Origin of the sequence: Novosphingobium sp. YAF33, from assembly GCF_052113265.1 — a bacterium.
Lineage (GTDB): Bacteria > Pseudomonadota > Alphaproteobacteria > Sphingomonadales > Sphingomonadaceae > Novosphingobium.
In genome coordinates, this window is the sequence record NZ_JBFRCW010000015.1 from 58,027 (window position 1) to 79,562 (window position 21,536).

Genomic DNA, 21,536 nt, shown 5'->3' on the forward strand with positions numbered 1-21,536 from the left:
ACAATCGCGGCCACAGCGAAGATACAGGCAGCAAAAGCAGTCATGACCGTTCCTTTCGAACCATCATCCATGGTCTCCCTGGTCTGCCGAAGAGCAGCGCCTGTGGACACCTTGTGGAAAATCCAGAATCGTTCTATTAATGTTCCTGTGATCTCGTTGTTCTCAATTTGTTCTCCAGCTGTCAAGCAGGAATCGTCCAGGCCTTCGCTGAGCGTAAAGCGCGCGCTGCGGGGGGCGGCATGAGCGGAGAAGCCGTCGATCGTCTGGCCGAGTTGGAGGGCTTGCGCGACTGGTGCGAGAGCAATCAGTTCGATCTGGAGGAAATTGATTCGAGCGAACTCGTCCTGACCGATCGGGAGGCGGGAAGCGTCTGGTCGGTATTCGGCGTTGACGACTGGATCCAGATCAAGGGTCTGGTTCTGGACGAAGTCGAACCGGGGTCGGCCTTATGCCTGACCCTCGCGCGCTTGCATGACCGGTTGCTGGGCTGCCGATTCTCAGTCGACGCGCAGCAGGGCCTCATCATCATCGTCGATCTCATGCCCTCCTGCCGAACCGCTGCGGCAATCGGCGAGGCGGTCATGCAGATGCAGGCAATCATCGATCATACGAGCGAACTGCTGGAGGATGTCATCGAGCGCGAGATGGAGGCCGATGACCGGACCATCGACCAGGCGTTCGGACTGGAAGGCTCGCGGCGCCTGCACTGATTGGCCGATGTCAGGTCAGGCTGCCCGATGATGGGTCAGGCGGAGCGGAATATGCGGCGCGGCCTTTGGCGCGAGCAGGCGGCGGCGGACTGCAGGGGGGCGGCGCGGGGCACGATCTCCCGGCAATACGGCACCCCGTCTCCAGCGCACGGCGTCTCCGGCTTCAAGGTCGATCTGGCGTTTCAGGTTGCGCAGTGCGGGCAGGGCAGCGCGGTAGCTCTTCCAGATCGTCATGAGCGCCAGGGCGGCGCCGATTCCGAACAGGATGGATGAAACGACGGTCATCGATTGCGTCCTTGAATTCGCGACCCCCTCAGGCGCTGTCCTTGAAAGATCCCTTCTGCTGTGCCGATCGCTGGCGCCGGTTGGAACTGAGCCAGAAGCGCCGGCAGCTTGGGGATTACCCTGTGGAAAAGCAGTGGAAGCCCTGTAGTTTCCGGCCTTGGCCGCCAAGTCTCGCGCTCTGCGACGAAATGCCTTGTCGGGACGCCGGATTGGGGCTGGTGTTTTCCGGCAAACGGCGCTAAGGGCGGCCCCGCTCGGCGAAAGGTGTCGAATTCGCGTCACCCGCGACTCGGGCAATCCACATGGAAAGCGCACATACCGGTGCTAGGCGGCCAGGGATCGATATCCCCGCTTGGTTCCTGCTTTCCAGAGGTTCAACCGGAAGGAATTACATTATGGCGGCTCCCGTCGTCACCATGCAGCAGCTCATCGAAGCCGGCGCGCACTTCGGCCACCAGACCCACCGCTGGAACCCGCGCATGAAGCCGTACATCTTCGGCGCGCGCAACGGCATCCACATCATCGACCTTTCGCAGACCGTGCCCCTGATGGCCCGCGCTCTCGAGTTCGTTTCGGCCACTGTCCAGGCCGGCGGCAAGGTGCTCTTCGTTGGCACCAAGCGCCAGGCTCAGGAGCCGATCGCCCAGGCCGCCCGCGCTTGCGGTCAGCACTTCGTCAACCACCGCTGGCTGGGCGGCATGCTCACCAACTGGAAGACCATCTCGGGTTCGATCAAGCGCTTCAAGGCTCTTGAAGAGCAGCTCGCCGGCGACACCACCGGTCTGACCAAGAAGGAAGTCCTTCAGCTCACCCGCGAGCGCGACAAGCTTGAGCTGTCGCTCGGCGGTATCCGCGACATGGGCGGCATCCCGGACGTGATGTTCGTGATCGACGCCAACAAGGAAGAGCTGGCCATCAAGGAAGCCAACGTCCTTGGCATTCCGGTCGTTGCCGTGCTCGACACCAACGTGAACCCGCAGGGCATCTCGTTCCCGATCCCGGGTAACGACGACGCCAGCCGCGCCGTTCGTCTGTACTGCGAAGCCGTTGCTCAGGCCGCCACCAAGGGTGGTCGTGACGCGCTCGTGAACAGCGGTGCCGATCTCGGCGCCATGGACGTGCCGGTTGCCGAAGAGACCGTCGAGGCCTGATAGGTCCGGCGACGACTTTTTCGTCATGGAATTGTCGCGCGCCGGGTCCAATGGGCCTGGCGCGCGTTAATTTTATGGGCCGCTATGCGACCCGGGCATTTCATGGGCCGCAACGCGACCTGGGCATTTTCGGGTCGCATCGCGATCCGAGGATTTTAAAGGCCGTGCTACACGGTCCCACCAAGCAAGAGGATTTGAGCGATGGCTTACACCGCCGCTGACGTGAAGAACCTGCGCGAGCGCACTGGCGCCGGCATGATGGACTGCAAGAAGGCCCTGGACGAAACCGGTGGCGATCTCGAAGCCGCCGTCGACGCGCTGCGCGCTCGCGGTCTGGCCGCTGCAGCCAAGAAGTCCAGCCGTACGGCTGCCGAAGGTCTGGTCGGCGTTGCCGTCACCGGCACCAAGGGCGTTGCCGTCGAAGTGAACTCGGAAACGGACTTCGTTGCGAAGAACGACCAGTTCCAGGACTTCGTCCGCAACACCACCGAAGTCGCCCTCGGCGTTGCCGGTGACGACGTGGAAGCGCTCAAGGCCGCTGCCTACCCGACCGGCGGCACCGTTGGCGACGCGCTGACCAACAACGTTGCGACCATCGGCGAGAACCAGCAGGTTCGCCGTCTGAAGACCGTCGAAGTCGCTCAGGGCCTCGTCATCCCTTACATGCACAACGCTGCCGCGCCGAACCTCGGCAAAATCGGCGTTCTCGTCGCGCTCGAATCGGAAGCTTCCGCTGACGTTCTCGAAGCCCTCGGCAAGCAGATCGCGATGCACATCGCCGCTGCCTTCCCGCTGGCCCTCAACGCCGACGACCTCGACGCCGAGCTGATCGAGCGCGAGCGCAAGATCGCCCAGGAAAAGGCCGCCGAATCGGGCAAGCCCGAAGCCGTGCAGGCCAAGATGGTCGAAGGCGCGATCGCCAAGTACGCCAAGGAAAACGCTCTGCTCTCGCAGGTCTTTGTCATGGACAACAAGACCCCGATCCAGCAGGTCGTCGACCAGGCCGGCAAGGAAGCCGGTGCCAAGATCGTGCTGAAGGACTACGTCCGCTTCCAGCTCGGCGAAGGCATCGAGAAGGAAGTCACCGACTTCGCAGCCGAAGTGGCTGCTGCTGTCGCCGGATGATCCTTCGCGGATACCGAAACAAGAAAAGGGCCGGGGAGCTTAGGCTTCCCGGCCCTTTTTCTTTGCGCGGCGCAGGGTCAGTAGGCGGCGGTGAACCTCGCCCGGCTGTGCCGGTGTGCTTCCAGTTCGTCGACCATGGCGATGGCGTAGTCGGCAAAGCTGATCTTGCTCTCGCCGGCTTCGTCCGTGAGGAGCAGGTCGCCCCCCGTGCGGTAAGTTCCCGTGCGCGGGCCTTCGAAGATCAGCGCGGCGGGGGAGAAGAAGGTCCAGTCCACGTCGTCGACCTGCCTGAGCGCGTCGAGGAAAGCGATGCCGCCGGTTGCAAAGGGCTTCCACTCTTCCGGGAAATCCGGCGAATCGATGAGCCGCTTGCCGGGCGCGACTTCGAGACTGGCGGCACCGCCGGTGACGAGGAGGCGGTGGACGCCCGCCTTGCGGAGCGCGCCAAGCAGTGTGTCGGCCGAGACATCGAAGTGGAGCGCGCTGATCACCGCATCGCTTCCGGCGATGAGCGGGGTGAGCGCCTCGGGGTCTGAGGCGTCACCGGCCGTGGCGGTCACGCCTTCTACCGACGGAATCTTCGCAGGATTGCGCGCGATGGCGAGAACCTGATGGCCGCGCGCGGCGGCCTCCCTGGCGATTTCCGATCCGGCGCGGCCGCTGGCGCCGAGGACTGCAATCTTCATTTCCGGATACTCCACTGGTTTCCAATAGTGACCAAGTGTGTCATGGAGCGTGGCCATGCAAGAAGGCACTTTCAGCGCACCGGGTTACCCCGAGGGAACCGGTGACCGTCTCCCGGACGTCTACGCGGCGAACTGTCCGACCCGGCAATTGCTGGATCGCATTGCCGACAAATGGAGCGTGCTGATCCTGACCACCCTGGGTTCCCGGGAGATGCGTTTCAACGCTCTGAAACGGCGGATCGACGGGATTTCCCAGAAGATGCTGAGCCAGACCCTCCGCTCGCTGGACCGTGACGGACTGGTTGTGCGTGCGGTCGTGCCGACGGTGCCGGTGACGGTCAGCTATGCCATCACGCCGCTGGGACGTGAATTGCTCGCCGCGCTTCAGGCCATGATCGACTGGGCCGAACGGCGCATGGCCGACGTAAGGCTGGCGCAGCTTGCTTACGACGTTCGCGAAGAGGAACTGGCGGGCCTGGCTCTGTAAGAAGGCTGGATCGCATGCGATCTGCAGTGCAGGGTTGAAATGATATAACGTTACTGTACTGCGCGAGGCATGAGCCGAGCCGATCTCCTATCCCTGCCGCAGAACGAAGCCGTGCGTCCCGTTTCGGGTCCGCGGATCATGGCCATCGATGCCCTGAGGGGGCTGGTCATGCTGTTGATGCTCGTCGATCATACCCGCGAGTTCTTCTATCTCGATCGGCAGGTCACCGATCCCATGAACCTCGATGTCACCGATCCCGCGCTGTTCCTTACGCGACTTGCGGCGCATCTCTGCGCGCCGGTTTTCGTCGTACTGACCGGCGTATCGGCCTGGCTCCATGCGCGCGGCGATGCGGCGCGGGCCGGGGCTTTCCTGGCCAAGCGCGGGTTGTTCCTCATCGTGCTGGAAGTGACCCTGGTGAACTTCGCCTGGACTTTCGACCCGGCGCCCGAGACCTATTTTCTCCAGGTCATCTGGGCGATCGGCCTGTCGATGCTGGCCTTGGCCGCGCTCGTCCATCTGCCGCGCGCCTGTGTCGCGGGCCTGGGCGGGGCGCTCATATTGGGACACAACCTCCTCGACAGCATCACGCTGGCGCCGGACGCGCCCGGGCATGCCCTCTGGGCGATTCTCCACCAGCGCGACCTGATCGCGCTGCCCTGGGGCGCGGCGGCGCGCACCTCCTATCCGGTTCTGCCCTGGATCGGGGCGATGGCGATCGGCTATGCCGCCGGGCCGTGGTTCGGCCGCGAGGCGAACCCGAAGATGCGGGGCAGGGCGCTGCTCCTGTTCTCGGCCGGAAGTCTGGCCCTCTTCGCCCTGCTACGCGCAGCGACGGGATACGGTGACACCCAGGCCTGGACCGTCAGCGGCAACATGCCGCGCGATGCCATGGCCTTCGTGAACCTCACCAAGTATCCGGCCTCCGCCTGTTTCCTGGTGCTGACCCTTGGCATAGGTGCCTCGCTGCTCAACCTGTTCGAACGCGCGGAGCACCGCGGCGCCGGTGCGGCGATCCGGTGGCTGGCCGTGCTGGGCGGGGCGCCGCTGTTCTTCTACATCGTCCATCTCTATCTGCTCCACGCCGCCAACCGCGCGGCCGGTGCGGTGATGGGCGCGCAGGGCCTGACGAGCGTGCCTTCGGTGGGCTGGATCTGGGCGCTGGCAGCGCTCACCGCGGTCCCCTGCTGGTTCGCCACGCGCTGGTTCGCCGGGGTCAAGCGCGCCAGTCCCGCCTGGTGGATGCGCTACCTATGAAGGGGTAGGAGGGGCCGCCGCGCAGACCGGGCGCGGTCATCCACAAGCTCGCCCCTTGGCAATCGGCCCGCGCGCTCCTAAAGCCGGGCGGTCCTGCCCAGAGGAGATTGTGCGGCCATGAGTTCTTCCCCTTACAAGCGCGTCCTGCTGAAACTGTCGGGCGAGGTCTTGATGGGAAGCCAGCAGTTCGGAATCGATCCCGAATTCGTCGCCGAACTTGCCAAGGAAGTGAAGGCGGCCAAGGAAACCGGCCTGGAGGTCTGCCTCGTCATCGGCGGCGGCAACATCTTCCGCGGCATGGCCGGCGCCGCGCGCGGCATGGACCGTGCGCAGGCCGATTACATGGGCATGCTGGCCACCGTCATGAACGCCCTGGCGATGCAGAATGCGCTCGAGCAGCTCGGCGTCGAGACCCGCGTGCAGTCCGCCGTGCAGATGGACCAGGTCTGCGAGCCGGTGATCCGCCGCCGTGCCGAGCGTCACTTGGAAAAGGGCCGCGTGGTGATCTTCGCCGCCGGCGTTGGCGCACCTTATTTCACCACCGATTCGGGCGCTGCCCTGCGCGCCGCCGAAATGCGCTGCGACGCTCTCCTGAAGGGCACCAGCGTCGACGGCGTCTATGACAGCGACCCCAAGACCAATCCGGATGCCAAGCGCTACGATTCGGTCGATTACGACACTGTCCTCGCCGACAACCTGAAGGTGATGGACGCCTCCGCCGTGGCCCTGTGCCGCGACAATTCCATTCCGATCGTCGTGTTCTCGATCCGCGAGAAGGGCAATCTCGCCACCGTTCTTGCCGGTGGCGGCACCAAGACGATCGTCCAGAAGGGAGCCTGAACAATGGCCAAGTACGACAAGGCGGATCTCGAACGCCGCATGACCGGCGCGATCGAAGCGCTGAAGCACGACCTTTCGGGCCTGCGCACCGGCCGCGCCAACACCGCGCTGCTGGAGCCGATCATGGTCACCGTCTACGGTGCCAACACGCCGATCACGCAAGTCGCCACGATCTCGGCGCCCGAACCGCGCATGCTTTCGGTGCAGGTCTGGGACAAGACGAACATCGGTCCCGTCGAAAAGGCGATCCGTTCGGCCGGTCTCGGCCTCAACCCGATCAATGATGGCAACACCCTGCGCCTGCCGATTCCCGACCTGACCGAGGAACGCCGCAAGGAACTGGCCAAGCTCGCCGGCTCTTACGCCGAAAAGGCCCGCGTCGCCGTGCGCAACGTGCGCCGCGATGGTATCGAGAACCTGAAGGCGGACGAGAAGAAGAAGGAAATCTCGGAAGACGAGCGCAAGCGCGGCGAAACCGAAGTCCAGAAGCTGACCGACGACATGATCAAGTTGCTCGACGAGGAGTTCGGCCGCAAGGAGAAGGAAATCCTCGGCAAGTGAGGCTTAGCCTCGCCGCGAGGGAGACCTGATGGCCAAGGAAGAACCTGCGAAAGTCGTGGCGCGCCACGTTGCCATCATCATGGATGGCAACGGGCGCTGGGCGAAGAAGCGCCACTTGCCGCGTGCGCTGGGTCACCAGCGCGGCGTCGAATCGGTTCGCCGCGTGGTGCGCGGCGCCCGGGAGATGGGGCTGGAAGCGCTGACGCTCTACGCCTTCTCCACGGAGAACTGGCGGCGGCCGGAGGAAGAAGTCTCCGACCTCATGAGCCTGATGAAGCGCTTCATCCTCTCCGATCTGGACGAGTTTGCAGCGGCCGGTGTCCGGCTGAAGATCATCGGGGATTACAAGGCCTTCAAGCCCGATGTGGTCGAATTGGTCGAAGGTGCCGTCGCGCGGACGGCCGGCAACACCGGCACCACGCTGGCCGTGGCGCTCAATTACGGTTCGCAGGACGAGATCGCCCGCGCCGCCAGCAAGGCAGCCGCGAAGGGCCCGATCACGCCCGACACCATCGCTGCCGAACTCGATACGGCGGACATGCCCCCGCTCGATCTGCTGATCCGCACTTCGGGCGAAGTTCGGCTGTCGAATTTCCTGCTCTGGCAGGCGGCCTATGCGGAAATGATGTTCACCGAAGTGCTCTGGCCGGACTTCACCGCCGAGCACTTGCGCCAGGCCCTGGAAGATTTCACCTCCCGCGAGCGACGCTATGGCGGACGCTGACCCCGGCAGGAAGAAGTCCGACCTGGGCGTGCGGACGGCCTCGGCCGTGGTCATGCTGTTCGTGGCCGGCGGCGCGCTGTGGCTGGGCGGGGTGGTCTGGACCGCCTTCGTCTGTGCCGTGGCGCTTGGCGTGCTCTGGGAATGGGTCAAGCTGGCCCGCGGCGGCACGCAACATCCCGGCGAGCGCGCGGCCTTCAACTTCGGCGGCATGCTCTATGTGGGCATCGGCGCCGCGATGTTGCTGTTCCTGCGCAACCCGGCTTTCAGCCTTGCGCCGCTGCTGACGATCCTGCTGGCCGTGATCGGCGTCGATGTCGGCGCCTATTTCACGGGACGCTCGCTGGGCGGCCCGAAGATCGCACCTTCCATCAGTCCGTCCAAGACCTGGTCCGGCCTGCTCGGCGGCGTCCTTGGCGCCACGCTGGTCCTGTTCGGCGCCGCGCGATTCTGGCAGGAGGGGCTGATCTCGGTCCATCCGCAGGGCAATGCGGCGGACGGCCCCGCCTGCTTCGGCATGCAGCCCTGCTGGTACCTGACGGCCAATGCGGTGCCGCTTTTCGCGACCTGCCTGATGACCGGCATCCTGCTGGCCGTCTGCGCGCAAGCGGGCGATTTCTTCGAAAGCTGGATGAAGCGCCGGGCCGGGGTCAAGGACTCGGGCCACTTCATTCCGGGCCATGGCGGTTTCTTCGACCGTCTCGATGGCTTGCTGGCCGTGCTTTTCGTGCTAGGGCTGATGATCCTTTTCCAGCCGCGATGACCATGATGCGCACCATTTCCGTTCTCGGAGCCACCGGCTCCATCGGCGCCTCGACGCTGGACCTCGTTCGCCGCCATCCGGCGGACTGGCGCGTCGTGGCTCTGACCGCCAACGGCAACGTGCCGGAACTGGCCAGGCTTTCGATCGAGCTGTCCGCACAAGTCGCGGTTGTCGCCGATGAGACGTGCCTGCCCGCCTTGCGGGAGGCTCTGGCCGGAACCGGGATCGAAGCCGCCGGCGGCCCGGCCGCGCTGGTGGAAGCGGCCTCGCGCGGCGCCGACGTCACCGTGGCCGCTATCGTCGGCTGTGCCGGCCTCGCGCCCACCATGGCCGCGATCGAGCAGGGCGGGGTGATCGCGCTCGCCAACAAGGAGGCGCTCGTCTCGGCGGGCGAAGTGATGACCGCAGCGGTGGAGCGTCACGGCGCAACCCTGCTGCCCATCGATTCCGAGCACAATGCGATCTTCCAGTGCCTGCAGGGCAACAGCCTCGATCACGTCCGCTGGATCACGCTGACGGCCAGTGGCGGTCCGTTCCGCGACTGGTCGCTCGACCGGCTGACGCTGGCGACCCCGGCACAGGCGGTAAAGCATCCGAATTGGGACATGGGCGCGAAGATCAGCGTCGATTCGGCGACGATGTTCAACAAGGGCCTCGAACTGATCGAGGCGCACTACCTCTTCCCGGTCGGGCTGGACCGGCTGCGTATCATCGTCCACCCGCAGTCCGTCGTTCATTCGATGGTGGAGTATCGGGACGGGTCGACCCTGGCGCAGCTCGGGCCTTCCGACATGCGCGTGCCAATCGCTTCCGCGCTCGCCTGGCCGGAACGGATGGACACGCCCTGCGCACCGCTGGACCTGGCCGAAATCGGTGAACTGACGTTCCGCCGCCCCGACGAAGTGCGGTTTCCAGCCACGCGTCTGGCCAGGGAAGCGGCCGAGGCGGGCGGCGCCATTCCGGCCGTGCTCAACGCTGCAAACGAAGTGGCCGTGGCCGCTTTCCTTGGCGGTCAGATTCCGTTCACGCGCATCGCCGCACAAGTCGAGGACGTGCTCGGGGCCTATGCGCCGCCCGCGCCCTCCAGCCTGTCGGATGTTCTGGCGGTTGACGGCGAGGCAAGAGCAAGGGCAAGCATGCTGGCCGGGACGGCGTGACGGCACGCGGTCCGAAAAGGATTCCCTGAATTGACCGGATCGCCCAACCTGCTGACGACGATCTTTGCATTCCTGTTGGTGCTGGGGCCGCTCGTGCTGATCCATGAGCTTGGCCACTATCTGGTGGGACGGCTGTTCGGCGTAAAGGCGGATGCCTTCTCGATCGGTTTCGGCAAGGAGATCGCGGGCTGGACCGACCGGCGCGGCACCCGCTGGAAGCTCTCGGCCCTGCCGCTGGGCGGCTACGTCCAGTTCGCCGGCGACATGAACCCGGCCTCGGCGCCCCGCGCTGGGGAGGACGGCCTCACGGCCGAGGAACGTGCCAGGACCTTCCATGTGAAGCCGCTGTGGCAGCGTGCGCTTATTGTCTTTGCGGGCCCGCTGACCAATTTCGTCCTCTGCGTGCTGATCCTGGCCGGCTTCGTCTATGCCCACGGCCGTCTGATCGCGGATCCCGAGGTCGTCGGCTTCTCGGAAACTTCCGCGGCCAAGGTGGCGGGCGTGCAGATCGGCGATCGCATCGTCGCCATCGACGGTAACCGCATCGGTAGCGTCACCGACATTCCCGAACACACCGTCTATTTCCCGGGCAAGAACGTGGAACTGGTCGTGGACCGGGAAGGGCGCTCGGTCGTTCTGCCGGTGACCCTGGCCGGCGACGAAGTGAGTGACGATTTCGGCAACAAGGCCCGGATCGGCGACCTCGGCCTCGATTTCGCCGTCCCGGTCGTAAGCGGCTTCATGGGCGATTCCCCGGCCGAGCAGGCAGGCATGAAAGTGGGTGACCGGATCGTTGCCGTCGGCGAGACTCCGATCAGCAGCTTCCGCGAAGTGCCGCCGCTGATCATGCCCATGCCGGGTGCCAGGACGACCATAACCGTCATGCGCGAGGGCCAGGCGCATGTCCTGCCCATGACGATCGGCAGCGCCATCCAGAAGGACGCGCAAGGTCGCCAGGAAACCGTCGGGCGTATCGGTGTCCAGTCCGGTTTCGGCCGGCTTGAGCCTGTTGGGCCGGTCGCCGCACTGGGTATCGGCGTCGATCGCAGCTTCGCGCTGATGGGCACGATAGTCACCGGGATCCGGCAGATCGTGACCGGAGACCGGTCCGTCCGAGAACTGGGCGGCCCGATCAAGATCGCCAAGTATTCCGGCGAGCAATTCTCGCTGGGATGGGAGCCTTTCGTGGGCTTCGTGGCGATGATCTCGATTAACTTGGCATTCATCAATCTCCTGCCAATTCCTGGCCTCGACGGCGGGCACCTGGCTTTCTATGCGGCCGAACTGGTCCGTCGCAAGCCGCTGGGACTGCGCAGTCAGGAATGGGCGATCCGCACCGGGGTGGCACTCGTGCTTGCCCTGATGGTGTTCGTCACGGTCAACGATCTGGCATCGCTCCCGATTTTCGGGGGATAGCCTGGAGAATTCATCAGCCATCACATTTCCGCCGGGATTGGCTGCTTGATTGGACGTCGTCCATCGGGCAGATGGGCGCGATTACCCGTCGTCATGACGGGCAGCCTGGCGGGTCGGTCGAAGTCCTCGCGAAAGCGAATACAGGAATTTGCGTAGAATGATCGGATTGGAAATGGGTCGCAGCACTGAAGCTCGCCGTGCGCCGCAGCTTGCCGTAGTGCTCCTGGGGACCACGATCCTCGCGGGCGCCCCCGGCATTGCCCTTGCGCAGAATGCACCTGCCCCCGCCGCTCCCGTCTCGGCTCCCGCTCAGGCCCCCGCCGAAGTTGGCGAAACGATCCAGACGATTCAGGTTACCGGCGCCGAACGCCTCGAAGCGCAGACCGTGCTTTCGTACATCCAGCTGCGCGTCGGCCAGCAATATACCAAGTCCGCCGGCGACGCCGCGCTCAAGGATCTCTACGGAACCGAGCTGTTTTCGGACGTGCAGGTCAACAACGACAAGGGCGTCGTGACCATCACGGTCAAGGAAAACCCGGTCATCAACCGCATCATCCTTGAAGGCAACAAGCGCATCAAGGACGACAAGATCCTGCCCGAGATCAAGGTCTCCCCGCGCCAGATCTTCACCCGTTCCAAGATCCGCGCCGACGTGGCCCGCATCATCGAACTCTACAAGCGCCAGGGCCGTTACGCTGCGACTGTCGAGCCGAAGATGGTCATGCTTGACCAGAACCGCGTCGACATCGTCTTCGAGATCACCGAGGGCGACAAGTCCAAGGTGCGCCAGATCAACATCCTGGGCAACGAGCAGTTCTCCGACGGTGAACTGCGCAGCCAGATGGTGACCAAGCAGGCCCGCTTCACGCGACTGTTCAGCTCGGGCACCAGCTACGATCCCGATCGCATGGCCTTCGACCAGCAGAAGCTGCGCCAGTTCTACCTGACGCAGGGTTATGCCGATTTCCGCGTCGTCTCGGCCGTGGCCGAACTGACGCCGGACAAGAAGGACTTCATCATCACGTACGTGGTGGAGGAAGGTAAGCGTTACAAGTTCGGCGACGTGAAGGTCGAGAGCCAACTGCGCGATTTCGATGGCGACAAGCTGGCCAAGAACCTCGCGCTCCACAAGGGCGACTGGTACAACGCCAAGCTGGTCGAAGACACGATCGAGGGCCTGAACGACACCGCCGGTGCCTTTGGCTATGCCTTCGCCGACGTGCGCCCGCAGTACGATCGCGACAAGGAAAACCTCACCATGGGGCTGACCTTCGTGATCCAGGAGGCGCCGCGCGTCTATGTCGAGAAGATCGACATCAACGGCAATACCCTGACTCAGGACAAGGTGATCCGCCGCGAATTCCGCCTTGCGGAAGGCGACGCCTTCAACTCGCTGCAGGTCAAGCGTTCGACCAACCGCATCAAGTCGCTCGGCTACTTCCAGGAGAAGTTCGAAGTCGAGCAGAAGCCTGGTACGGCCGAGGATCGCATTATCCTCGAAGCCAACGTCGAGGAAAAGCCGACTGGCGAACTCCAGCTCTCGGCCGGTTTCTCCAGCCTTGAGCGCTTCATCTTCCAGGCTTCGATCCGCCAGCGCAACTTCCGCGGCCGCGGTCAGACGGTGGGCCTGTCGGGCAGCTATTCGTCCTACTCGAAGTCGGTCGAAGCCAGCTTCGTAGAGCCGTACCTGTTCGACAAGAACGTGTCGCTGGGCGTCGATATCTATCGCCGCGATTACAACAGCTTCAATTACACGAACTCGGACCGCAACACGACCTACCAGCAGTCGACCACGGGCTTCCAGGTTCGTGCCGGTGTGCCGCTGACCGAATACCTGACCGCCATCGGCCGCTACACGCTCAACTACGATGATGTGTCGCTGGACAAGGGTACGTACTACTCGGTCGATTCCAACGGTAACTACGCATGCGACCCGCTGCGTGCCGGCCGTTATCTCTGCGATGCGATCGGCAAGCGTCTCAGCTCGATCCTCGGCATGTCGGTGGTTTACGACAACCTCGACAACCGCCAGCGTCCGACCCGCGGTGAAACCATCTCGGCCAACGTCGACGTGGCGGGCCTCGGCGGCGACGTGAAGTACTATCGCCTGCGTGCCAATGCGGCGAAGTACTGGCCGCTCGGCAAGGGCTTCATCTTCTCGATCCAGAGCGAAGGCGGCCTGATCAAGGGCTGGGGCGGAGACGATGTCCGCCTGACCGACCGTTTCTATCTGGGTGAGCCCCAGATCCGCGGCTTCGGCATTCGCGGCGTCGGACCGCGCGTCGTGCGCCAGTATCTTACCGCGGACAGCGACGGGAACTACACCGTCAAGGGCGAGGATTCGGACGACGCTCTCGGCGGCAAGTATTACTACATGAACCGCGCCGAACTCGAGATTCCTCTGGGTTCGGGTGCGCGTGAAATGGGTCTGCGCCCGTCCATCTTCGTGGATGCCGGCGCGGTCTGGGCCATCAAGTCGCCAGTTCTGAACCAGTGCCCGAGCGGCTGCTTCATCGGTTCGCGCGACTCCAGCGGTAACCAGCTCTACACCGAGACGGCAACCGACGGCACGACCTCGACGACCACGAGCGCGACCAACTCGGTCACCGGTGCAGCGAATGCCGCCATCGGTACCACCAGCTACTTCACCGAAACCTTCGAGGGTAATACCTGGAAGCCGCGCGTTGCCATCGGTTTCGGCGTGAACTGGAACTCGCCCTTCGGGCCGTTCCGTATCGATATCTCCAAGGCGCTGCTCAAGTATGACGGCGACAATACCAAGACCTTCACTTTCAACGTGGGAACTCAATTCTGATGAACATGCTTCTCAAGTCCGCCGCTCTGGCCTCGGGCCTGGCGTTTGTCGCTCTGGCCCAGCCCGCGCTCGCGCAGGCTGTGCCCGCGTCGAAGGTGGCCGTGGTCGATCTCGACCGCGTTGCGCGTGAGTGCAACGCCTGCAAGACTGCCAACCAGTCGCTGCAGCAGCAGATCCAGGCTTTCGAGGCACGCCGCAACCAGCTGCAGACCTCGCTCCAGCCTGAAGCCCAGGGCCTCGAAACCGCCGTCAAGGCGCTGAACGGCAAGCAGCCCGACGCCGCGCTGCAGACCCGCATCCAGGCCTACCAGCAGAAGGAACAGCAGGCCGGCCAGGAACTGCAGGGCCAGCAGCAGCAGATCCAGCGCAACCAGGCCTATGTCGGCCAGCAGATCCAGGCGCAGCTGCAGAACCTCTACAAGCCCGCCATGCAGAAGCGCGGCGCCAACATGCTGGTCGAAATGGGCCAGACGCTGGCCTACGATCCCGGCCTGGACGTGACCACCGACGTGCTGACCGCGCTTAACGGCGCGCTCACCTCGATCAACACCACGGCTCCGGCGCAGCAGCAGCAGCAGCCTGCTCCCGCGGCCTCGGGCCGCTAAGGGCAGCGGCGGGTAAGGCGATGAGCGAGCCGACCGAGTTCGTCTACGACACCGCGAAGATCCTCGCGGCTCTGCCGCATCGCTACCCGATGCTGCTGGTCGACCGCGTGGTCTCGTTCGACGAGAACGAGATCCATGCGGTCAAGGCCGTGAGCTTCAACGAGGACTTCTTCCAGGGCCACTTCCCCGGCCGTCCGATCATGCCCGGCGTGCTTCAGATCGAAGCGCTGGCGCAGGCGGCCGGCATCCTCGCGATTGAAGCACTCGGGCTCGCCGGAACCGGCAAGCTGGTCTACTTCATGGCGATCGAGGAAGCGAAGTTCCGCAATCCCGTGACGCCGGGCAACCTGCTCGACCTGCGGGCCGGCTTCGTGCAGAAGCGCTCGCGCGTCTGCAAGTTCTGGGGCAAGGCCTCGATCGGCGAGAAGGTGACCTGCGAAGTGAACTTCACCGCCATGATCGCCGACGCCTGACGGGAAGGGGAGGGCCAGCCTTCCCTTGACCCTTGCATTTTCGGGGGCGTCCGTGTAAGGGCGCCGCTTTCCGAAGCAGGCCGGTCGGAACCGGCCATATGCGAAGAGAGATACGACATGAAGGCCGATACGCATCCCGACTACCACATGATCACCGTCCAGATGACCGACGGCAGCACTTTCCAGACCCGCTCGACCTGGGGCTCGGAAGGCGACACGCTGGTCCTCGACATCGATCCCACGTCGCACCCGGCCTGGACCGGCGGCAAGGCCCAGCTGCAGGACGGCGGCCGTGTTGCCCAGTTCAACAAGCGTTTCGGCGGTCTTTCGCTCAAGAAAAACTGAGCGCAGACAGCTTCGAACACAAAGAAGGCGGTCCTTTCGGGCCGCCTTTTTTGTTGTCCGGTTCAGGTTTATCCGATTCGCTTGGCAGCGTGTCGGAGGCGTCCTGGTCAGGTCTCGAAGCCGAAGTCCATGAGATCGAGCCAGTCCAGCCGCTCGGCGGGGACGGGGCGGAGGAACTCCATCCCGGCGGCATCCCCGCGCACCCAGCGCACGATTGCCTGCAGCGCGGGCGCGCCGGTTTCCAGTCGGATCGAAACGAATGCGCCTGGGCGCAGCCAGTCCGCGTCGCCCCGAACGCTGCAACCATGGGACGAGACGTCGGCGAGTTGGACCGATGCGGGGCCGCCGCGGGCCGATTCCAGCGTGGCATCGTAGCAAGTGACGTGCCGGTGTTCGCGGCGCCGGTCGTCGCGGGCCCGCGCGGGGCTGGGCATGAGCCTTGCGAGCGATGCGTTCACTGTGCGATGTCCTTGGCGTACCGTTGAAAATTCGGAGCCAATTTCCGTCAATACCGTTAACGGACAGTCACCGTGGGGCGATCGGAACCAAAATCTCCGGCCGGTCCTGATGGAATGAGGCAGATGCCGGTTTGCCGGCTTGCAGATGGAGAAGCGCAATGAACCGTAACTTCCGTATCCTGACCGCCTGTGGCGCCGCACTCGTGGCCAGCGCCGCTCTCGCCGGACAGGTGCAGGCTCAGGACACCGCAGCGGCCGCGCCGATGGTTCACGCCGATGTCATCGGCCTGGACGGCAAGCCGATGGGGACCGTCATGCTTCAGGACACGGCGGGCGGCGTGCTCGTCACCACCGATCTCAAGGGGATTCCTGCCGGCGACCATGGCTTCCACTTCCACGAGAAGGGCGTGTGCGAACCGGCGCAAAAGTTCACCACGGCCGGTGGTCACTTCACGGGCGGCGACCACAAGCACGGCCTGATGGTCATGGGCGGGCCGCACGGCGGTGACATGCCGAACCAGCACGTCGGCGCGGACGGCGTGCTGAAGGCGCAGGTTCTGAATACCGGCGTGACGCTGGCCGCAGGCGCCAAGTCACTGGCCGATGCGGATGGTTCGGCGCTGGTCATCCACGCCGATCCCGACGACTATACCAGCCAGCCTGCCGGCAACGCCGGTGGCCGCATTGCCTGCGCGGTGATCAGCGCTCCGAAGTGATCCCGGTGAGCGGGGCGCGCTTCCTGGGCTGCTCCCCGCTCAGCCCCAGGGCTTTTCCCGGTACCACTGGGTGATGACGTACTTGTAGCCCTTGCGCACTTTCATCGCGTGATGGAGCGTGGCGGCATTGAGCGTACCGTCGGCGCGGCGGTTGTTCCAGGCGATCAGCTTCCCGCGCTCGGGCTGGATGAGCTTGTCGATCACCTTGAACCGCGTGGCGCCGCCGGCCTCAACATCGTTGAGGTAGACCATGAAAGTCCAGGTCCGCTGGCCCGCGACCGAACAGTATTTGTCGTAGTCGCTGTTGTTAGGCTCGAAGTAGTCGGTGTGTGCCTTGAATTCCTGGCCCACCTCGTAGCGCTGGCCCTGGAGCGGCTCCGCGTGGGCGATGTCGATGCCCGACAACTGCGCCAGCTTGTCCGCCAGAGCCGCCACGGCGGGATCCTCGGGTGAAAGATCGCAAGTCGAACTGGTGCGGAAGGCATCGTCACCGTTGTAGTTGGCGATCGTCGAGGGCCGATGCTGCGCCTCGATCATGGCAAGCAGAGCGTCGCATTCCTCCCCGGAAAGAAACGCGCGCAGGACGAAGAGGTCCAGCCGCGATGAGGGGAAGCGCTGCACGCCATGGCGCGAGAGCAGGATGTCAGCAGATGATTCGCCGGGAGACTTCATGCTGCACCCTTAGCGGGCCGCTCCGGGCGAGAAAATTGCATGAGTTTCGGCCTGATCCAATTTTTTGCTTTGCAAGAGGGCAAACCTTGTGCAAAGGGCGCCCTCCGCAACGGTCGCTGCAAAGCGAAACGGAGCGGACTTCGGAAGACGCGTCGTTTCAAACCGCGTTTGCCGTGTGGCGATTGTAGCTCAGTTGGTTAGAGCGCCGGTTTGTGGTACCGGAGGTCGTGGGTTCGAACCCCATCAATCGCCCCATTTCTCCTTCTTCTATCGCCATATGGATCAAATGCCGGGTGAAATTCCCGATGCTTTGACGTAGGCCACTTGCTCCTTTCCCTGCGGACGATAGAACGCCTTCGACCATGCACGGCCTTGCCAATCCCGCCCGGTTCCTGCGCATCGCCCGATGGCTGATGCCGCTTTGCATGGGCATCGGATTCGCCGTGGCTTTCGGCGCTCTGGGGTGGGGGCTGTTCTTCGGCCCGGCAGAGCGTCTGCAAGGCGAAACCGTTCGCATCGTCTATCTCCATGTCCCGGCCGCCTGGCTCGGCATGGCGGGATGGATGGGAATCGCGGCCGCCAGCTTTACCGAACTCGTCTGGCGCCACCCGCTCGCGGGCATAGCCGCGCGTGCCTGCGCAGTGCCCGGGGCGGTGTTTACCGCGGTCTGCCTGATTACCGGATCGCTATGGGGACGGCCGGCCTGGGGCACCTGGTGGGTCTGGGATGGCCGGTTGACCAGCATGCTGGTGCTGCTTTTCCTCTACTTCGGCTGGATGGCGCTTTCGCAGGCGAGCGAGGCTGCCGACGGCAGCCAGAACCGCGCACCCGCCATCTTCGGCCTGGTGGGCGCCGTGAACATTCCGATCATTCACTACTCGGTCATCTGGTGGAACAGCCAGCACCAGGCACCCAGCATCAGCCTGGGCAAGTCGGCGATGGCCGGCGATTTCCTCTGGCCGCTGCTTCTGGCAATGCTGGGTTTCACACTGCTTTTCGCAGGCTGCGTCCTGGCGCGGATGCGCGCGATCCTGGCAAACCAGCAAGCCGAAGCGCGCTTGCGGCGCAAGGCCCTGAGCGAGGCCTGGTGACAGTCATGCCGGATAAGAGGAACTGATGCGCGAGGCGATGGACCCCTGGATCTTCGTGGCCGCGGCCTATGTGGTCGGGATCGGTGCGACCGTGACGATGGCGGCATGGTCGCTGCTGTCGATGCGTCGTGCGGAGAAGCGCCGCGACGATGCGAGGAAGCGCTGAGCATGGCGCAGACGGCCCATGTCCGCCCCGGCGGGATCAAGGCGAAGCACCAGAGGCTGGTCCTCCTGGCCGTGGCGCTGGTCGTTCTCGTGAGCGCTGCCTTGCTGGCGGCCTGGGCCTTGCGCAACCAGGCCAGCTATTTCTACGTACCGGCCGAGATCGTGGCCAAACCGCCCGAGCCCGGCCGCGCCGTGCGGCTGGGCGGGATGGTCGCGCAAGGCTCTCTGAAAACCGAGGCTGACGGCGTGACGATCGCCTTTGCCGTGGAAGACGGGAAAGCACGCGTTCCGGTGCGCTTCAAAGGGATCGTCCCCTCGCTCTTCGTGGAAGGCTCCGGCGTCGTGGCCGAAGGGCATCTGGATCCCGGCGGCACGTTCCAGGCGGACAATCTCCTGGCCAAGCATGATGAGAACTATGTGCCGCGCGAAATGAAGGACATGAGCAGGGAACAGGCCGAGCAAGTGATGCGCGAGACGAAATGAGCGACGCGCGATGATAGCCGAACTCGGACTTGCCGCCCTCTGGATGGCCGCGGCGCTGGCCGGCCTGCAATTGTTGGCAGGCATATTGGCATTGACCGGGCGCGGCTCCTCGCTGGGCGGGATCGTGCGGCCGGTGGCGGCGGTGCAGGGCGTCCTGGCGCTGATCGCCTTCCTCTGCCTGATCGCCGTCTTCGCGACGACGGATCTTTCCGTGAAGCTGGTGGCGATGAACTCGCACTCGCTGAAGCCGCTGATCTTCAAGGTGGCGGGAACCTGGGGCAATCACGAAGGCTCGATGCTGCTCTGGGTCACGGTGATGAGCTTGGCCGGTGGCTTCGTCGCGCTCGTGGAACGGCGGCTGCCGGAGCCGACCATGCTGGCGACCCTGGCCGGACAGGCCTTCGTCAGCCTGGGCTTCTATGCCTTCCTGCTGATCGCCTCCAACCCGTTCGACCGCCTTTCCCCGGTCCCGGAGGAAGGCAATGGGCTTAATCCCCTGCTGCAGGATCTTGGGCTCGCGTTCCATCCGCCCACGCTCTACCTCGGTTATGTCGGTCTTTCGGTGGCCTTCAGCTTCGCCATCGGCGCGCTGGTCACGCGGCAGGTCGGCCCGGCGTTCGCCCGTGCCATGCGGCCCTGGGTGCTGGGCGCCTGGATTTTCCTGACGCTGGGCATCACGGCCGGCTCCTACTGGGCCTATTACGAGCTGGGCTGGGGCGGCTGGTGGTTCTGGGACCCGGTGGAAAATGCTTCCCTGATGCCCTGGCTGGCGGCGACGGCGCTGCTCCATTCGGTAAGCGTGCTGGCATCCCGCGATGCGCTGAGGGCCTGGACGGTGATGCTGGGCGTGGTGGCCTTCTCGATGTCGATGATCGGCACGTTCCTCGTGCGCTCCGGCATTCTCACCAGCGTGCACGCTTTCGCTGTGGACCCGCAGCGCGGTTCTTTCATTCTCGCTCTGCTGGCGATCAATATCGGCGGCGCCCTGACGCTCTTCGCGCTGCGGGCCGGGACCGTCACCGAAGGCGAGCGTTTCGCTCTCGTCAGCCGTGAGGGCGCGCTGGTGTTCAACAACGTCATGCTCTCGGCAATCCTGGGCATCGTCCTGTTCGGTACGCTCTACCCGCTGGTGGCTGAGACGATGGGCGCGAAAGTCTCCGTCGGACCGCCCTATTTCAACCCGATGGGCGCGCTTTTCGCGGTGCCGATGCTGGTGATCCTGGCCGTCGGCCCCATGCTGCGCTGGCGGCGCGATTCGTTCGCCCGGGTCGGCCGGTCGCTGGTCATTCCGGTGATGCTGGTGGCGGCGGGCATCATCGCCATGGTGGTGGTCGGCGGCGTCGGTCTCCTGCCCACGCTCGGCTTTGCGCTGGCGCTGGGGCTTGGCTGGGCGAGCGTGCTGCCGCTCAAGGGCCGCAACTTGCGCCGCACGCCCTTGCCGATCTGGGGCATGGTTCTCGCGCACTTCGGGATTGCCGTTTCGCTGTTCGGGATGAGCTGCGAGAGCGCATTTTCGGTCGAGAAGCTGGTTGCGGTGAAAGCCGGCGACGCGACGGCCGTGGGACCGTGGCAGATCAAGCTGGACGCGGTGGAGCCCATGGCAGGTCCGAACTGGACCGCTCTCGAAGCCCGACTGCTGGTGCGTTATGGCGACTACGGGAAGGTTACGCAGCTCGACCCGCAGTCGCGCAGCTTCTGGGCGCCGCCGCAGCAGACCAGCGAATCGGCGCTGCTCACCCGCTGGAACGGCCAGCTTTACGCGGTGCTTGGCGGCGAGGCGGATGACGGCCGCTGGCAGCTGCGCCTGTGGTGGAAGCCTTTCGTGCCGCTGATCTGGCTGGGCGGGGTGCTCATCGCCCTGGGCGGGGTGCTGGCTCTATTGGGCCGCGTCGCCAGCGACTTGCGCCGCATTTTCGCGCGCGAGAAGATCGCCTATCGCCGGGGCCGCATGGCCGATCTGCAGCGCGCGCAGGAGGGCGAGGAGCCATGAGCCCGCCTGTGCGAACCAAGGCGCCTGCCTGGGCGATCTGGTTGCCGCTGGGGCTGTTCCTGGCTTTCGCGGCGCTGGTCACGATCGGCCTCTTCCGGCCGGCGGACCGGACGGTCGCCAGCACCCTGATCGGCAAGCCGATGCCGGCGTTCGCGCTGCCGCCCGCCCTGCCTGACCGACCGGGCCTGGGCAGCGCCGACATCGCCACCGGCAAGCCGCATCTCGTCAATATCTTCGCCTCGTGGTGCATTCCCTGCCGGGTCGAGGCACCGCAATTGCGCGCTCTGGCCGGAGCGGGGGTGCCGATAGTGGGGATTTCGGTGCGCGACAGCACCGAGGCGCTGACCGGTTTTCTCAAGGAAAACGGCGATCCCTATCAACGGATCGGCGCGGACGACGATGGCAAGGTGCAATTGGCGCTGGGCTCGTCCGGCGTGCCCGAAACCTATGTGATCGATGGGCGGGGCGTCATCCGCTACCAGCACATCGGTGAGATACGCCCCGAGCATGTCGCGATGATCCTGGCAAAGCTGCAAGAGGCGTCGCAGTGACGCGGCGCCCGGC

Annotated in this window: 25 protein-coding genes and 1 tRNA gene; 22 read left to right on the top strand and 4 right to left on the bottom strand. The window is 64.7% G+C overall.

Annotated elements, in window-relative coordinates; all coding sequences use genetic code 11:
• The first annotated feature begins 239 nt into the window (after positions 1-239).
• Positions 240-710, top strand: coding sequence for a hypothetical protein (locus tag AB4Z00_RS22770; RefSeq protein WP_132263629.1), 471 nt, complete (start codon positions 240-242; stop codon positions 708-710).
• 15 nt (positions 711-725) lie between these two features.
• Here AB4Z00_RS22770 and AB4Z00_RS22775 read toward each other — a convergent pair whose 3' ends face one another.
• Positions 726-995 carry a hypothetical protein gene (locus AB4Z00_RS22775; protein ID WP_442047350.1) on the bottom strand — a complete coding sequence of 90 codons (270 nt, stop codon included), beginning with the start codon at positions 993-995 and terminating at the stop codon, positions 726-728.
• Positions 996-1,390: 395 nt separating this feature from the next.
• Between AB4Z00_RS22775 and rpsB the strand changes: the two genes are divergently transcribed.
• Positions 1,391-2,146 (top strand): 30S ribosomal protein S2, encoded by a 756-nt coding sequence (rpsB, locus tag AB4Z00_RS22780; RefSeq protein WP_132263625.1) that lies wholly within the window; start codon positions 1,391-1,393, stop codon positions 2,144-2,146.
• A 201-nt stretch (positions 2,147-2,347) separates the two neighbouring features.
• The gene (gene tsf / locus AB4Z00_RS22785) at positions 2,348-3,271 is read left to right on the top strand and encodes a translation elongation factor Ts (protein WP_132263623.1); all 924 of its coding nucleotides are present in this window, start codon (positions 2,348-2,350) and stop codon (positions 3,269-3,271) included.
• A gap of 77 nt (positions 3,272-3,348) precedes the next feature.
• Here the strand turns inward: tsf and AB4Z00_RS22790 are convergent, their stop codons facing one another.
• Positions 3,349-3,957 carry an NAD(P)-dependent oxidoreductase gene (locus tag AB4Z00_RS22790; RefSeq protein ID WP_442047351.1) on the bottom strand — a complete coding sequence of 203 codons (609 nt, stop codon included), beginning with the start codon at positions 3,955-3,957 and terminating at the stop codon, positions 3,349-3,351.
• A gap of 55 nt (positions 3,958-4,012) precedes the next feature.
• Between AB4Z00_RS22790 and AB4Z00_RS22795 the strand changes: the two genes are divergently transcribed.
• From AB4Z00_RS22795 to rpmE, 12 genes are all read left to right on the top strand, one after another.
• Positions 4,013-4,444, top strand: a complete 432-nt coding sequence (locus AB4Z00_RS22795; protein ID WP_442047352.1) for a winged helix-turn-helix transcriptional regulator — start codon at positions 4,013-4,015, stop codon at positions 4,442-4,444.
• 69 nt (positions 4,445-4,513) lie between these two features.
• Entirely contained in the window at positions 4,514-5,701 is a 1,188-nt protein-coding gene (locus AB4Z00_RS22800; protein WP_442047353.1) for a DUF1624 domain-containing protein, read from the top strand.
• Positions 5,702-5,818: 117 nt separating this feature from the next.
• A complete protein-coding gene (gene pyrH, locus AB4Z00_RS22805; RefSeq protein WP_132263615.1) occupies positions 5,819-6,541 on the top strand; it encodes a UMP kinase in 723 nt (240 codons plus the stop codon).
• A gap of 3 nt (positions 6,542-6,544) precedes the next feature.
• Positions 6,545-7,102, top strand: a complete 558-nt coding sequence (gene frr, locus AB4Z00_RS22810) for a ribosome recycling factor (protein WP_132263613.1) — start codon at positions 6,545-6,547, stop codon at positions 7,100-7,102.
• Between the two features lie 28 nt (positions 7,103-7,130).
• On the top strand, positions 7,131-7,826 hold the full coding sequence (uppS, locus tag AB4Z00_RS22815; protein WP_134095400.1) for a polyprenyl diphosphate synthase: 696 nt from the start codon (positions 7,131-7,133) through the stop codon (positions 7,824-7,826).
• On the top strand, positions 7,813-8,586 hold the full coding sequence (locus AB4Z00_RS22820; protein ID WP_442047354.1) for a phosphatidate cytidylyltransferase: 774 nt from the start codon (positions 7,813-7,815) through the stop codon (positions 8,584-8,586). Before uppS ends, AB4Z00_RS22820 begins: the two co-directional genes overlap by 14 nt.
• A gap of 5 nt (positions 8,587-8,591) precedes the next feature.
• Positions 8,592-9,743 carry a 1-deoxy-D-xylulose-5-phosphate reductoisomerase gene (locus tag AB4Z00_RS22825; protein WP_132264193.1) on the top strand — a complete coding sequence of 384 codons (1,152 nt, stop codon included), beginning with the start codon at positions 8,592-8,594 and terminating at the stop codon, positions 9,741-9,743.
• A 30-nt stretch (positions 9,744-9,773) separates the two neighbouring features.
• A complete protein-coding gene (rseP, locus tag AB4Z00_RS22830) occupies positions 9,774-11,159 on the top strand; it encodes an RIP metalloprotease RseP (RefSeq protein WP_134095401.1) in 1,386 nt (461 codons plus the stop codon).
• A 172-nt stretch (positions 11,160-11,331) separates the two neighbouring features.
• Positions 11,332-13,974, top strand: coding sequence for an outer membrane protein assembly factor BamA (gene bamA / locus AB4Z00_RS22835; protein ID WP_431566735.1), 2,643 nt, complete (start codon positions 11,332-11,334; stop codon positions 13,972-13,974).
• On the top strand, positions 13,974-14,579 hold the full coding sequence (locus AB4Z00_RS22840) for an OmpH family outer membrane protein (protein WP_132263603.1): 606 nt from the start codon (positions 13,974-13,976) through the stop codon (positions 14,577-14,579). The genes bamA and AB4Z00_RS22840 overlap by 1 nt, the downstream gene beginning before the upstream one ends.
• 20 nt (positions 14,580-14,599) lie before the next feature.
• Complete coding sequence (gene fabZ / locus AB4Z00_RS22845; RefSeq protein ID WP_132263601.1) at positions 14,600-15,052, top strand: 3-hydroxyacyl-ACP dehydratase FabZ; 453 nt, start codon at positions 14,600-14,602, stop codon at positions 15,050-15,052.
• A 117-nt stretch (positions 15,053-15,169) separates the two neighbouring features.
• Complete coding sequence (rpmE, locus tag AB4Z00_RS22850) at positions 15,170-15,397, top strand: 50S ribosomal protein L31 (RefSeq protein WP_021235635.1); 228 nt, start codon at positions 15,170-15,172, stop codon at positions 15,395-15,397.
• Between the two features lie 107 nt (positions 15,398-15,504).
• Here rpmE and AB4Z00_RS22855 read toward each other — a convergent pair whose 3' ends face one another.
• Positions 15,505-15,855: a PilZ domain-containing protein gene (locus AB4Z00_RS22855; protein WP_134095403.1), complete on the bottom strand. Its 351-nt coding sequence runs from the start codon at positions 15,853-15,855 to the stop codon at positions 15,505-15,507.
• 158 nt (positions 15,856-16,013) lie between these two features.
• Here AB4Z00_RS22855 and AB4Z00_RS22860 point away from each other — a divergent pair, with 158 nt between their 5' ends.
• Positions 16,014-16,571 (top strand): superoxide dismutase family protein, encoded by a 558-nt coding sequence (locus AB4Z00_RS22860; protein WP_132263596.1) that lies wholly within the window; start codon positions 16,014-16,016, stop codon positions 16,569-16,571.
• Between the two features lie 39 nt (positions 16,572-16,610).
• Here AB4Z00_RS22860 and AB4Z00_RS22865 read toward each other — a convergent pair whose 3' ends face one another.
• On the bottom strand, positions 16,611-17,243 hold the full coding sequence (locus AB4Z00_RS22865; protein WP_132263594.1) for a prolyl hydroxylase family protein: 633 nt from the start codon (positions 17,241-17,243) through the stop codon (positions 16,611-16,613).
• Between the two features lie 178 nt (positions 17,244-17,421).
• Here AB4Z00_RS22865 and AB4Z00_RS22870 point away from each other — a divergent pair.
• The 6 genes from AB4Z00_RS22870 to AB4Z00_RS22895 all read left to right on the top strand — a co-directional run bounded on the left by AB4Z00_RS22870 (position 17,422) and on the right by AB4Z00_RS22895 (position 21,523).
• Positions 17,422-17,498 (top strand) — tRNA-His (locus tag AB4Z00_RS22870).
• Between the two features lie 107 nt (positions 17,499-17,605).
• Positions 17,606-18,334, top strand: a complete 729-nt coding sequence (gene ccmC / locus AB4Z00_RS22875) for a heme ABC transporter permease CcmC (RefSeq protein WP_132263592.1) — start codon at positions 17,606-17,608, stop codon at positions 18,332-18,334.
• A gap of 25 nt (positions 18,335-18,359) precedes the next feature.
• On the top strand, positions 18,360-18,500 hold the full coding sequence (locus AB4Z00_RS22880) for a hypothetical protein (RefSeq protein WP_165921337.1): 141 nt from the start codon (positions 18,360-18,362) through the stop codon (positions 18,498-18,500).
• A 2-nt stretch (positions 18,501-18,502) separates the two neighbouring features.
• Positions 18,503-18,982: a cytochrome c maturation protein CcmE gene (ccmE, locus tag AB4Z00_RS22885; protein WP_442047355.1), complete on the top strand. Its 480-nt coding sequence runs from the start codon at positions 18,503-18,505 to the stop codon at positions 18,980-18,982.
• A 10-nt stretch (positions 18,983-18,992) separates the two neighbouring features.
• Positions 18,993-20,972 (top strand): heme lyase CcmF/NrfE family subunit, encoded by a 1,980-nt coding sequence (locus tag AB4Z00_RS22890; RefSeq protein WP_442047356.1) that lies wholly within the window; start codon positions 18,993-18,995, stop codon positions 20,970-20,972.
• Positions 20,969-21,523, top strand: coding sequence for a DsbE family thiol:disulfide interchange protein (locus AB4Z00_RS22895; protein ID WP_442047357.1), 555 nt, complete (start codon positions 20,969-20,971; stop codon positions 21,521-21,523). The genes AB4Z00_RS22890 and AB4Z00_RS22895 overlap by 4 nt, the downstream gene beginning before the upstream one ends.
• Positions 21,524-21,536: the final 13 nt, after the last annotated feature.